Raw genomic sequence first — 12,267 nt, forward strand, 5'->3', positions numbered from 1 at the left:
CATGTCGACGACAATCGGCCGGTACAGCCCAGGGTGGATTCGCGTCCTGCTGGCGCAGCCGTGGGTCGGCGCGCTGGTGCGACTTGCGCTGGTTTCCGCCTTCCTGATCGGAGGCGTCGACAAGGCACTGCACTTCGACGATGCGATCGCGGAGCAGGCGCATTTCGGCCTGCATCCGCCCGCGTTCTGGGCTGCACTGGCGGTTGTGGTCGAGATCGGCGGTTCGCTGTGCGTGGTATTTCGCCGGTTCACCTGGATTGGCGCGGGTGGACTCGGCGTGCTGACCGTCGTCGCGATGCTGGTGGCGAACGACTTCTGGAACCGCACGGGCGTGGCGCGCTTCATGGCGCTCAACAGCTTCTTCGAGCACCTGGGGCTGATCGCCGCGCTCGTCCTCGTCACCATGCTTGGCGATGTTCGAAGCGGGGAAGGGGACAGCCGCGCCTGATCGTTTGTCCGACAGGTTGAAACAGGAAGGAAATTCAACCGCGGAGAACGTTCGCACTGAACTGCACTGCTTGCGCTGATGCTGGCGGACGGCTTCGTTGCCGCTCCCGCTTCGTTCGCAACGCCTCCCGGACCTGCCGCTACGCATGCACGTGCGCTCGCGGCAGGTCCGCAATACGACACGCGATGCTCGTGTCCGTCGCCCCCGGCGATTTCAACCGTTTCACCGACAGCTTTGTCGCGAGGTCTGGCGGCAGCAAGTCGAATCAGGTGTCTTCCAGGTGACGCCGACACCCGGTCGGCCCCTGCCTCAGCTCGTCCTTGCGCCGTCCGGCACGATTTCCTCGTTTCGCTTCAAGACACCGATCCCCTGGCCGCCCGCAGCGGCGCGCACGGGCTATCTCGTGGCCGACATCGAAACGGCCATGAAGGTGGCGCGCGAGCATGGCGCGGATGGGGGCGTCGACATGTTCCCCGATCCGATCGGTCGCGCTCGCGTCGACTTCCGGAGAACGCGAACGCGCGGCCATACCGGGCGCGCGCGATGTCGAAGCGCGGCCCGGAATACTCGTTCGGGCATCGCCGGGATATCCAATCATCAGACCTTATGCCGGTCAGTCCGACCTGCCTGTCTCCGCGCGTCGAATGGTCGGCACCCAGGCGATCGAATTCAAAATTTGTCTAGTCATCCTTGGGATTTGTCCACGTTCGCTGCACCAAATCCGTGCCCGGATTCCCCGCAATGACGCGCGCTGGAGCCCTGTATTTAGGGGATTTCCCGCGTTTACGCGGTTTTTTTTGATCAGCGCTTGTCCCGCGGTTTTTCTTCTTGCATGCTTGTATAGACAAATTCCTGAGGCGGCTTGAATGACCGAGGGGATGACGAACTTCAACGCAAGGAGAAATCTCGTGAACGGCAAGCGCATCAAGTGGGCAATCAGGACGATCGGCGTCATCGCGGCTGCAGCGGCAACGCTTGCCGCGCCGGTTCAGGCAAAGGAATGGAAGACCGTGACGGTGGCGCTCGAAGGCGGCTACGCACCGTGGAACCTCACGTTGCCGGGCGGCAAGCTCGGCGGCTTCGAACCGGAACTGCTCGCCAACGTGTGCGGCCGGATCAAGATCCAGTGCAACATGGTCGCGCAGGACTGGGACGGGATGATTCCCGGCCTGCAGGCCGGCAAGTTCGATGTCCTGATGGATGCGATCTCGATCACGCCGGAGCGCGAGAAGATCCTGCTGTTCTCGCGCCCCTATGCGGCCACGCCGGCGACGTTCGCCGTCACCGACACGAAGATCCTGCCGAAGGCCGCGCCCGGCGCGCCGGCCGTCAAGCTGACCGGCGACGCGAACGCCGACAAGCCGACCGTCGACGCGCTGCGCAAGCAGTTGAAGGGCAAGACGATCGGCATCCAGTCGGGCACCGTCTATACGAAATTCATCAACGACAGCTTCAAGGACATCGCGTCGATCCGCGTGTACAAGACCTCGCCCGAGCGCGATCTCGACCTCGTCGCCGGGCGCATCGATGCGTCGTTCGACGACGTCACGTACTACGCGGCGAACACCGAGAAGAAGGAAAACGCGTCGATCGTGCTCGCGGGCCCGAAGCTCGGCGGGCCGATCTGGGGGCCGGGCGAAGGTCTCGCGTTCCGCAAGCAGGATGCCGACCTGAAGACCAGGTTCGATGCGGCGATCGGCGCGGCGCTCGCGGACGGCACCGTGAAGAAGCTTGCCGACAAGTGGTTCAAGACCGACGTGACGCCGTAAGCGCGCGTTCGGCCGCCGCCGCGTAGTTGACGTCACGACGCAACGACACGGCGGCGCGCATCCTGCAGATTCACTCAACGCATGCCGGGAGACACGCATGGCGATTCTTGAAATGCTCGGCTTCGGAACCGAAGGCTGGGGCGGCGTGCTGTTGCTCGCCGCACTGATGACGGTCGCGCTGACGCTCGCCGCACTCGCGGTCGGCGCCGCGATCGGCGCCGCGATCGCGGCCGCGAAACTGTCGCGCCACCGCAGCGCCCGCCTGCTCGGCGATCTCTACACGACGGTGTTTCGCGGCGTGCCCGAACTGCTCGTCATCTACCTGTTCTATTTCGGCGGCTCGACGCTCGTCACGACCATCGGCCAGTGGTTCGGCGCGGAAGGCTTCATCGGCGTGCCGCCGTTCGTGATCGGCGCGCTGGCGGTCGGGATGATCTCGGGCGCGTATCAGGCGGAGGTCTACCGCGCGGCCGTGCTGGCCGTGTCGAAGGGCGAGCTCGAAGCGGCGCGCTCGATCGGCATGTCGCGCGGCATGGTGCTGCGCCGCATCCTGATTCCGCAGGTGCTGCGCTTCGCGCTGCCCGGCATCGGCAACGTGTGGCAACTGAGCCTCAAGGACTCCGCATTGATCTCGGTCACCGGGCTCGCCGAGCTGCTGCGCACGAGCCAGATCGCCGCGAACTCGACGCACCAGTACTTCGTGTTCTTCGTCGCGGGCGGCGCGCTCTACCTCGTGATGACGGGCCTGTCGAACCGCGTGTTCAACCGGGCGGAAGCGATCGTCGGCCGCTCGTTCCGCCGCAATTTCGCGCGCAACTGACGGAGAGCACGCATGTCCATCGATTTCGACTTCCTCATCGACACGCTGCGCCAGCTGCTCGCGGCCGTGCCGACCACGCTCGGCCTGTTCTTCGCGTCGCTCGTGCTCGGCGGCCTGCTGTCGCTCGTGATCGTCACGATGCGCGTGTCGCCGCACTGGCTGCCGAACCGCTTCGCGCGCGCGTACATCCTGGTGTTTCGCGGTTCGCCGCTGCTGATCCAGATGTTTCTCGTGTACTACGGGCTCGGCCAGTTCGGCGTGATTCGCGAGAGCTTCATGTGGCCGTTGCTGCGCGAACCGTATGCGTGCGCGGTGCTGTCGCTGGCGTTGTGCACGGCAGGCTATACGGCCGAGATCGTGCGCGGCGGGCTGATGGCCGTGCCGGTCGGGCAGATCGAGGCCGGTTATTCGATCGGCCTGTCGGGCTTCGCGCTGCTGCGGCGCGTGATCGGCCCGATCGCGTTGCGCCAGTGCCTGCCCGCGTATTCGACCGAAGCCGTGCTGCTCGTCAAGTCGACCGCGCTGGCCAGCCTCGTCACGGTGTGGGAAGTGACGGGCGTCGCGCAGCAGATCATCCAGCAGACCTACCGCACGACCGAGGTGTTCGTGTGCGCGGCCCTCATCTACCTCGGCCTGAACTTCATCGTCGTGCGCGTGCTCGGCGCGCTCGAATGGCGGTTGTCGGCCCACCTGCGCGCGCCGAAGCCGGCCGGCGTGCCCGCCGCGGCGGCACGCAATGCCCGGCGCGTCGCGCCCTGAGCGTATCCATCCTTCCCGGAGAATCCGATGAACACCGCTGCTCCCGTTGCCCTGTCGGTCAGGAACATCCACAAGTCGTTCGGCGATCACCATGTGCTGAAGGGCATTTCGCTCGATGCGCACGAGGGCGACGTGATCTCGATCCTCGGCGCGAGCGGCTCGGGCAAGAGCACGTTCCTGCGCTGCCTGAACCTGCTCGAGACGCCCGACGACGGCACCGTCGCGCTCGCCGGCGAGGAACTGAAGATGAAGCGCACGCGCGACGGCAAGCTGCATCCGGGCGACCGGCGTCAGGTCGACCGGATCCGTTCGCAGCTCGGCATGGTGTTCCAGAACTTCAACCTGTGGTCGCACATGACGGTGCTCGACAACCTCGTCGAAGGCCCGCTGCGCGTGCAGAAGCGCAGCCGCGCGGAAGCGGTCGAGGAAGCCGAGGCGCTGCTCGCGCGCGTCGGCCTCGCGGACAAGCGCGGCTACTATCCGGCGCACCTGTCGGGCGGCCAGCAGCAGCGCGTCGCGATCGCCCGTGCGCTCGCGATGCATCCGAAGGTGATGCTGTTCGACGAACCGACGTCGGCGCTCGATCCGGAACTGGTCGGCGAGGTGCTGCGCGTGATGCGCTCGCTCGCGGAGGAAGGGCGCACGATGCTGGTCGTCACGCACGAGATGGGTTTTGCACGGCACGTGTCGAACCGCGTGATGTTCCTGCATCAGGGCGAAGTCGATTCGGACGGCACGCCCGGCGATCTGTTCGGCGGCCAGTGCTCCGAGCGCTTCCGGCAGTTCGTGTCGAGCCATCACGACCGTTCCACGAACTGAGGCTGCCATGACCGTATTCCGTTCGGCAAAGCCGCTCGACTGGCGACAGGTCGCGGCAGTGGCAGCCGGCGAGCCGCTCGCGCTGGCCGACGATGCGCGCGTACGTGTCGTCGCGGCGCGCGAGCTCGTCGACGAAATCGTCGCGCGCGGCATCCGCGCGTATGGCGTCAATACGGGCGTCGGCGCGCTGTGCGACGTGATCGTGTCGCCGGCGCAGCAGAGCACGCTGTCGCGCAACATCTTGATGAGCCACGCGGTCGGCGTGGGCGCACCGCTCGGCGCGGCGGAAACGCGCGCGATCGTCGCGGCGGCGATCAACAACTACGCGCACGGGCATTCGGGCGTGCGCGCCGACGTCGTCGACCAGCTCGTCGCGTTGCTGGAACACGATTGCCTGCCGGAGGTGCCGGCGCACGGCTCGGTCGGCTATCTGACCCATATGGCGCACGTCGCGTTGGTCTGCATCGGCCATGGCCATGCGCGCCACCGCGGCGAGCGGATTCGCGGCGACGAGGCGTTGCGCCGCATCGGCCGCGAGCCGCTCGTGCTCGGCGCGAAGGAAGGGCTGAGTCTCGTCAACGGCACGCCGTGCGTGACGGGGCTGGCCGCGCTCGCGCTCGCGCGCGCGGAGCGGCTGCTCGACTGGGCCGACTGGGTGGCGGCGACGAGCTTCGAGAACCTTGGCGGGCAGCTCGCCGCCTTCGATCCGGCGTCGCTTGCGTTGCGGATTTCGCCCGGCATCGGGCACGTCGGCGCGCGGTTGCGTGCGCTGCTTGCCGACAGCGGGATGCTCGCGGCGGCAAGCGGCCGGCATACGCAGGATCCGCTCAGCCTGCGCACGATTCCGCACGTGCACGGTGCGGCGCGCGACGTGTTCGACGTGACGGCGGAGGTGGTCGATCGCGAACTGGCGTCGGTGACCGACAATCCGATCGTGGCCGGCACGCGCGACGCGCCGACCGTCCATTCGCAGGCGCATGCGGTCGGCGCGGGCATCGCGCTGGCGATGGACAGCCTCGCGGCCGCGATGGCCCAGGTCGCGGCAATCGCCGAACGGCGTCTCGACCGGCTCGTCAATCCGCTCGTGAGCGGGCTGCCGGCGTTTCTCGCAACGCCGGGCGGCACCTGTTCGGGCTTCATGATCGCGCAGTACACGGCGGTCGCGCTCGTCGCGCAGAACCAGCGGCTCGCGGCGCCGGCGAGCCTCGACGGCGGCATCACGTCGGGCCTGCAGGAAGATCACCTGTGCCATGCGACGCCGGCGGCGCTGAAGGCGCTCGACATCATCGAGAACACGACGCGCGTGCTGGCGATCGAGCTGCTGGCCGCCGCACAGGCCTACGATCTGCAGGCGGACGGCGCATCGCGGGCCGCACCCACCGACGCGCTGTGGCGGCATGTGCGCGAACGCGTGCCGGTGTACCGGGACGACCGGCCGCTCGCGGACGACATCGCGATCGCCGCCGGCATCGTCGCGAGCGTGCCGCCGCCCGTGATGTAACGGCCGGAGGCCGGCCGCCGAGCGACGCGACGGCCGATCCATCATTCATTCGATCGAGGGCGCATGAACGAAACGCAACGACAACTTGCCGGCCGGCTGGCGGGCGCACCGGGCGACGGCGTGCCGGCGCGCGCATTGCCGGCCTACCAGCAGATCAAGCGCTACGTCGTCGAGCGGATCGCGAACGGCGACTGGAAGCCCGGCGGCGCGATTCCGACCGAGGCCGAACTGGTCAAGGAATTCGGCGTCGCGCGGATGACGGTGTCGCGCGCACTGCGCGAGCTGACCGCCGAGCGCGTGCTGACCCGGATCCAGGGCGCCGGCACGTTCGTCGAACGGCGGCATTACGAATCGACGGTGCTGGAAATCCGCAACATCGCGGACGAGATCGCGGAGCGCGGCCACCGGCACAGCGCGCGCGTATTGCTGATCGAAAGCAGCGACGATCAGGAGGCGGTCGAAGCGCTCGGGCTGCGTTCGGGGCCCGTGTTCCATTCGCGCATCGTGCATTACGAGGAAGACGAGCCGATCCAGTTCGAGGATCGCTACGTCAATCCGGCGCTGTTTCCCGCGTATCTGGAACAGGACTTCACGATCGAGACGCCGAATCACTACATGGTGCGGCTCGCGCCGATCCAGCGTGCGGAGTTCCGGATCTACGCGGAGAAACCCAATGCGCAGGTGCGCCGGCATCTCGTGATGGAAATCGGCGAGCCGTGTCTGTTGTTGAGCCGCCGCACGTGGGTCGGCGAGCACATCGCGACGTCGGTGCGGTTGTGGCATCCGGCGTCGCGGTTTCATCTGGCGGGGCGGGTGTAGGGGGCGTTGATTCATCCCGGAACTCGCCGTTGAAACTTTCGTCCACGTCGGCGCCGTTCAGCCAGGGCTTGCCCGGCTCGTCGAGTGCCATCTCCATGCCGTTGCGCGCGGCCCACCTCAGGGCACACCCCGCCGGCATCTTCTTCAGCCCTGCGTGCTTCTGCTCGAGTAGCTTGAGTAGCTTGAGCCGCTTGACGTCGTCCGCCGCCAGGCCGCCGAAACGCTGCCGCCGGTTCCGAAAATTCCAGGGCAGGTCACCCGGGCGCGATTGATCCGTTTGATGCGCGTCGGCGCACAGCCGCAACAGCCGGGATCGCAAGACATCGAGGAAGAGCGATGGATTTAGCGGTTGATGCACCCGTTGTCAACTGACTGGAGGGCCCTGTCTAACCGTCGGCGCAGTCTCGCTTAACGTGATTCACTTCGCCTGCCGGTGCGAAAACGTTCGTTTGTGTTCGTTTTTATTCGTTTTCGGGCATCGGTGTGTGTCGCGCCAGGCCGTCGAGGCCGGTATGGCCGACATCCCCCGCCCGGGCGACGCTTCAGTGCCGGAAGCGTCGCTGCATCGGCGATTCTCGCGTCCTCATCCTCAAGCAACTGACATGCACGTAAAAAATGGAGAACAAGATGAGCAGATCGATACGAGCGAAGACAGCGGCGGCCGTGGTCGCATTCGCAATGAACGCGGCTCCCGCCGCGAGTGTTGGAACCATTCTGTCGCTGGCCGGCGCGCAGGCCGCTTCCGCCGCGACGACCGCCGTCGACGATTATGCGGCGACCAAGTACCCGATCATTCTCGTGCACGGGCTGACCGGCACCGACAAGTATGGCGGCGTCGTCGAGTACTGGTATCACATTCCGGCGGATCTGCAGGCGCACGGCGCGAAGGTATACGTTGCCAATCTGTCCGGCTATCAGAGCGACGATGGCCCGAACGGGCGCGGCGAGCAATTGCTTGCCTACGTGAAGCAGGTCCTCGCGGCGACGGGCGCGCAGAAAGTGAATCTGATCGGCCATAGCCAGGGCGGCCTGACGTCGCGTTATGTTGCGTCTGTTGCGCCGGAACTGGTCGCATCGGTGACGACGATCAGCACGCCGCACTGGGGTTCGCAATTCGCGGACTTCGTCCAGCAACTGTTGCAGGCGGATCCGACCGGCCTGTCGTCGGTCGTGCTCGGCGCGTTCGCGAATGCGCTCGGCACGTTGACGAGCAGCAACTTCAATACGAACCAGAATGCGATCCAGGCGTTGTCGGTGCTGACGACAGCGAAGGCCGCCGAATACAACCAGAAATTTCCGAGCGCGGGTCTCGGTGCGCCGGGCTCGTGTCGGACGGGCGCGTCGACCGAGACGGTCAACGGCAACACGCACCTGCTTTATTCGTGGGGCGGCACGGCGATCCAGCCGACAACGACGGTGGCCGGCGTGACGGGTGCCGTCGATACGAGCGTGAGCGGGGCCACCGATCCGGCGAACGTGCTCGATCCGGCCACGCTGGCGCTGCTCGGCAGCGGCACGGTGATGATCAATCGCGGCTCCGGTCCGAACGACGGCGTCGTATCGCAATGTAGCGCGCAGTTCGGCCAGGTGCTCGGCACGTATCACTGGGATCACACCGATGCGATCAACCAGATTCTCGGCGTGCTTGGCGCGAATGTGGAGGATCCGGTTGCGGCGATCCGCACGCACGCGAACCGGCTGAAAACGCAAGGCGTGTAAGCGATGACAGGTAGCAAGAGCGGCATCGCGCGACGCGTCGCGCTTTACGGGGCAGCGGGCGTCGTCGCGGCCGGCGCGCTCTGGTATGGGCTCGACGCCCGGAAGACGCGCGACGCCGGCATGTCCGGCGTCGCGCCTGCCGGGGCCGTGTCGTCCGCATCGGCGGGCGGCACGGCGGCGAGCACCGTGCCCGGTTTCGGCGCAAGCGGGCTGCCCTCGGCACTCGCCGGCTCGACTGCGCCGCGCCTGCCGCTCGATGCGCACGGCCATCTCGCAAAGGTCGTGGCCGTGCGCGGCTTCTTCGATTATTTCCTGACCGCGCAAAACCAGTTGCGCGCCGCGGAACTCGATGCGCTCGTCGCGCGCGCGGTTGCCGCGCAGCTCGACGGCACGGTTGCGCAACGCGAGGCGCTCGACGTCTGGCAGCGCTACCGTGCGTATTTCGCCGAACTCGCGAAGCTGCCGGGCGGCGGCGCCGTGGACGACAAGCTCGACCTCGCGGCACTGCAGCTCGCGCTCGACCGGCGTGCGGCGATCGCGAGCCGCACGCTCGGCGACTGGAGCGAGCCGTTCGTCGGCGCCGAGCAGACGCTGCAGCGAGACGATCTCGCACGATTGAAGATCGTCCGCGATCCGTCGCTGACCGAGGAACAGAAGGCGGCGGGTCTTGCCGCGCTCGAGCAGCAACTGCCGCCCGATCGGCGCGCCGAGCTGGAACGCCAGAAGGAGCAGGACAACGCGATCGCGCAGATCGACCACATGCAGAAATCAAACGCGACGCCCGATGAAATGCGCGTGCAGCTCGCGCAAACGCTCGGGCCGGAGGCTGCCGAGCGAGTCGTGAAGATGCAGCAGGCGGACAACGCGTGGCGTGCGAAGTACAACGAATATGCGGCACAGCGCGCGCAGATCGATGCGCAGAACCTGTCGACACAGGATCGCGATGCGCAGATCGCGCAGTTGCGGCAGCGCTACTTTACGGAGCCGGGGGAGGCGCTGCGTGCGGCGTCGCTCGATCACGGCAGCGTGTCGACGCGCACGCAATAGATCGGAGTGCGATCGAGCGGATCGTCGTATATCGAGCGATTTCCGCAACGCGTTGTCGATAACGGTCGACAGCGCGTGGTTTGTCGGCGCTTCAGCGCGGTCGAGACGAGCCTCGTTGCAGAACCGGTATGCCGCTCTAGAGCCCTCGCTCTGAATCCCCATTGCACCGCCGCATAAAACAGTCGTTGGCCGATGGAAGCACACGGCGCAAATAATTTCGTACGCGCTCGGCAAGATCTGCCGCGCTCCCGGGATATGCCCGTCCGGCAAGGGACGCGGTTTGTTTGCCGATGTGATTCCCGGCTAGCCGGGGCCGCTTTCGCGCATCCGGTTCGCGATCTGCATTCAAGCGACGAATGTGTGCATCGCAACAATCCATTTCATTCACGGCAATCGTAACGGTAAGGTGAACGCACGTTCGAATTTGATCGGGCGATGCGAATTCACCACGCGACGATGCCATGAAAACGAATCACGATCGACCTGCGCAAGCAACACCCTCGTCCCCCGGCGGCAATGGGCGCGCGACGGGCCTGCGCCTGCCGGGCAGGCTGGTGGGCCCGATCGTGCTCGGCACGCTGCTCAATGCGCTGAACTCGTCGATGATCGCGGTCGCGCTCGTCAGCATCCAGCAGGCGTTCGACCCGCAGGGCGCCGCGCATGAACGCATCGACACGATGTGGCTCGTGTCGGGCCTTTATCTCGCGACGGCCGTCGGCCAGCCGACGATGGGGCGGCTCGCCGACCGGTTCGGCGCGAAGCGGATCTTCTGCATCGGCCTCGCGATCGTATTGATCGCGTCCGCGCTCGCGCCGTTTGCGCCGTCGCTCGGGTGGCTGATCGCGTCGCGCGTCGCGCTCGGCATCGGCACGTCCGCCGCGTATCCGGCCGGCATGGCGATGATCCGCACGTGGTCGCAACAGCATGCGAACGGTGCGACGCCGACGGGCGGCCTCGGCGCGATCTCGGTCGCGGCGCAGGTGGCCGTCGCGTTCGGGCCGCCGCTCGGCGGCGCGCTCGTGCAGTTCGCCGGCTGGCGTGCGATCTTCTGGATCAACGTGCCGATCGTGCTGCTGGCCTTCGTGCTCGCGTGGCTGTGGATTCCGGCCGACGTCGTCCCGCGCGGCGCGCGGCAACGCCGTACGCTGCGGGGCACGCTGAAGGAGCTGGACCTGCCCGGCGTCGTGCTGTTCGTCCTGACGCTCACGAGCCTGCTGCTGTTCCTGCAATCGGTGTCGCGCGAGCCCGACTGGCTGCTGCTCGTCGCGACGCTGGTGCTGTGCCCGTTGCTGGTCCGGCGCGAGCGGCTGGCCGCGACGCCGCTGATCGACATCCGCATGCTGAGCGACAACCGCGCGCTCACGAGCACGTACCTGCGCTGCGTCGGCACCTACGCGGTGTTCTACGCGATCTTCTATGCGCTGCCGATATGGCTGCAGGAGGCCAAGCGCCTGTCCGCCGCCGACGCCGGCCTCGTGATGCTGCCGATCGCCGGGGTCGGCACGGTGGCGACGATGCTCGCGACCCGCGTCGCGCACCGTCACGGCTCGCGGCCGGTGCTGATCGTCGGCTCCGCGATGCTGTGCATCGGCAGCGTCGTGATGAGCCTCCTCACCAGCGCGATGCCGGTCTGGTCGATCGTGCTGCTGTCGATCGTGTTCGGCGTGCCGAACGGCTTCAACAATCTCGGCAACCAGGCGGCGCTCTACCAGAGCGCGCCGCACGACCGGATCGGCACGGCCTCGGGGCTGTACCGCACCGCGCAGTATGTCGGCGGCAGCCTGTCGTTTGCGCTCGTCGGGCTGGCGCTCGGCCATCCGGCGAGCGATCGCGGCCTGCGCGAGCTGGCCATCGTCCTGGCGGTCGTCAGCGTGCTGCTGCTGCTCAACGCGGCATCGAGCCGGCACCTGGATGCCGCCGCTTCTTCCATCTCCCAACAGAAGTGAGGTTTTGACATGTCCATTCCGACGCTCAATCGCACGGTCGCGCTGGTCGCAATCGATCTGCAGAACGGCATCGTGTCGCTGCCGGTCGTGCCCTACACCGGTGCGCAGGTCGTGGCGAAGACGGTCGAGCTCGCGACCGCGTTCCGCGCGCTGCAGCTTCCCGTCATCTACGTGCACACGAGCTATCAGCCGGACGGCGGCGTGGCGCTGAAGGTCAGGACGGATGCGCCGTCGGCGCCGCCGAATCTCGATCCCGAATGGAGCGCGTTCGCGCCGGCGCTCGGCGTGGGGCCGTCGGACATCGTCGTGACGAAGCACCAGTGGGGCGCGTTCACCGGCACCGACCTCGACGTGCAGCTGCGCCGGCGCGGCATCACGGACATCGTGCTGACCGGGATCGCGACCAACATCGGCGTCGAATCGACGGCGCGCCAGGCATACGAGAACAACTACAACGTCGTCGTCGTCAGCGACGCGGTCAGCACGTCGTCCGCCGACGCGCAGCACTTCGCGCTGACGCAGATCTTCCCGAAGCTCGGGCAGGTCGCGGCGACGGCCGACGTGGAGGCGGCACTGGAGCAGGCGTATTCGCGCTGAACGAGGCGGCGTGTTCGGCGTGC

Annotated in this window: 11 protein-coding genes and 2 pseudogenes; 12 read left to right on the top strand and 1 reads right to left on the bottom strand. The window is 67.0% G+C overall.

The features are described from left to right. The first annotated feature begins 1 nt into the window (after nt 1). From AC3WLY_RS09340 to hutC, 8 genes and pseudogenes are all read left to right on the top strand, one after another. Nucleotides 2-448 carry a DoxX family protein gene (locus AC3WLY_RS09340; protein WP_492308988.1) on the top strand — a complete coding sequence of 149 codons (447 nt, stop codon included), beginning with the start codon at nt 2-4 and terminating at the stop codon, nt 446-448. A 78-nt stretch (nt 449-526) separates the two neighbouring features. Then, nucleotides 527-938: pseudogene (locus AC3WLY_RS09345) on the top strand (glyoxalase); the annotation flags it as partial. A 418-nt stretch (nt 939-1,356) separates the two neighbouring features. Further along, nucleotides 1,357-2,217 carry a transporter substrate-binding domain-containing protein gene (locus tag AC3WLY_RS09350; protein WP_175963904.1) on the top strand — a complete coding sequence of 287 codons (861 nt, stop codon included), beginning with the start codon at nt 1,357-1,359 and terminating at the stop codon, nt 2,215-2,217. 97 nt (nt 2,218-2,314) lie between these two features. After that, nucleotides 2,315-3,037: an ABC transporter permease gene (locus AC3WLY_RS09355; RefSeq protein ID WP_175963846.1), complete on the top strand. Its 723-nt coding sequence runs from the start codon at nt 2,315-2,317 to the stop codon at nt 3,035-3,037. Between the two features lie 12 nt (nt 3,038-3,049). Next, nucleotides 3,050-3,796 carry an ABC transporter permease gene (locus tag AC3WLY_RS09360; RefSeq protein WP_175963845.1) on the top strand — a complete coding sequence of 249 codons (747 nt, stop codon included), beginning with the start codon at nt 3,050-3,052 and terminating at the stop codon, nt 3,794-3,796. Nucleotides 3,797-3,823: 27 nt separating this feature from the next. Continuing rightward, a complete protein-coding gene (locus tag AC3WLY_RS09365; RefSeq protein ID WP_310134103.1) occupies nt 3,824-4,615 on the top strand; it encodes an ATP-binding cassette domain-containing protein in 792 nt (263 codons plus the stop codon). A 7-nt stretch (nt 4,616-4,622) separates the two neighbouring features. Beyond that, nucleotides 4,623-6,116: an HAL/PAL/TAL family ammonia-lyase gene (locus AC3WLY_RS09370; protein WP_034184352.1), complete on the top strand. Its 1,494-nt coding sequence runs from the start codon at nt 4,623-4,625 to the stop codon at nt 6,114-6,116. A gap of 63 nt (nt 6,117-6,179) precedes the next feature. Beyond that, nucleotides 6,180-6,935, top strand: a complete 756-nt coding sequence (gene hutC / locus AC3WLY_RS09375; protein ID WP_072445201.1) for a histidine utilization transcriptional repressor HutC — start codon at nt 6,180-6,182, stop codon at nt 6,933-6,935. A 10-nt stretch (nt 6,936-6,945) separates the two neighbouring features. Here the strand turns inward: hutC and AC3WLY_RS09380 are convergent. Beyond that, nucleotides 6,946-7,056 (bottom strand): annotated as a pseudogene (locus tag AC3WLY_RS09380) (integrase core domain-containing protein); the annotation flags it as partial. A gap of 506 nt (nt 7,057-7,562) precedes the next feature. Here AC3WLY_RS09380 and AC3WLY_RS09385 point away from each other — a divergent pair. From AC3WLY_RS09385 to AC3WLY_RS09400, 4 genes are all read left to right on the top strand, one after another. After that, nucleotides 7,563-8,654, top strand: a complete 1,092-nt coding sequence (locus AC3WLY_RS09385) for a triacylglycerol lipase (protein ID WP_492308987.1) — start codon at nt 7,563-7,565, stop codon at nt 8,652-8,654. A gap of 3 nt (nt 8,655-8,657) precedes the next feature. Beyond that, nucleotides 8,658-9,701 (top strand): lipase secretion chaperone, encoded by a 1,044-nt coding sequence (locus AC3WLY_RS09390; RefSeq protein ID WP_492332662.1) that lies wholly within the window; start codon nt 8,658-8,660, stop codon nt 9,699-9,701. 461 nt (nt 9,702-10,162) lie between these two features. Next, entirely contained in the window at nt 10,163-11,647 is a 1,485-nt protein-coding gene (locus tag AC3WLY_RS09395; RefSeq protein ID WP_310134116.1) for an MFS transporter, read from the top strand. 9 nt (nt 11,648-11,656) lie between these two features. Continuing rightward, complete coding sequence (locus tag AC3WLY_RS09400) at nt 11,657-12,244, top strand: hydrolase (RefSeq protein ID WP_204420686.1); 588 nt, start codon at nt 11,657-11,659, stop codon at nt 12,242-12,244. Nucleotides 12,245-12,267: the final 23 nt, after the last annotated feature.

It is taken from the genome of Burkholderia sp. FW306-1C-G01B, assembly GCF_058781685.1.

What these genes read in the sequence shown, in the direction of transcription:
- AC3WLY_RS09370 (WP_034184352.1), top strand. Translation starts at nt 4,623, where the DNA reads ATGACCGTATTCCGTTCGGCAAAGCCGCTCGACTGGCGACAGGTCGCG.
- AC3WLY_RS09360 (WP_175963845.1), top strand. Translation starts at nt 3,050, where the DNA reads ATGTCCATCGATTTCGACTTCCTCATCGACACGCTGCGCCAGCTGCTC.
- hutC (WP_072445201.1), top strand. Translation starts at nt 6,180, where the DNA reads ATGAACGAAACGCAACGACAACTTGCCGGCCGGCTGGCGGGCGCACCG.
- AC3WLY_RS09385 (WP_492308987.1), top strand. Translation starts at nt 7,563, where the DNA reads ATGAGCAGATCGATACGAGCGAAGACAGCGGCGGCCGTGGTCGCATTC.
- AC3WLY_RS09395 (WP_310134116.1), top strand. Translation starts at nt 10,163, where the DNA reads ATGAAAACGAATCACGATCGACCTGCGCAAGCAACACCCTCGTCCCCC.
- AC3WLY_RS09390 (WP_492332662.1), top strand. Translation starts at nt 8,658, where the DNA reads ATGACAGGTAGCAAGAGCGGCATCGCGCGACGCGTCGCGCTTTACGGG.
- AC3WLY_RS09365 (WP_310134103.1), top strand. Translation starts at nt 3,824, where the DNA reads ATGAACACCGCTGCTCCCGTTGCCCTGTCGGTCAGGAACATCCACAAG.
- AC3WLY_RS09340 (WP_492308988.1), top strand. Translation starts at nt 2, where the DNA reads ATGTCGACGACAATCGGCCGGTACAGCCCAGGGTGGATTCGCGTCCTG.
- AC3WLY_RS09400 (WP_204420686.1), top strand. Translation starts at nt 11,657, where the DNA reads ATGTCCATTCCGACGCTCAATCGCACGGTCGCGCTGGTCGCAATCGAT.
- AC3WLY_RS09355 (WP_175963846.1), top strand. Translation starts at nt 2,315, where the DNA reads ATGGCGATTCTTGAAATGCTCGGCTTCGGAACCGAAGGCTGGGGCGGC.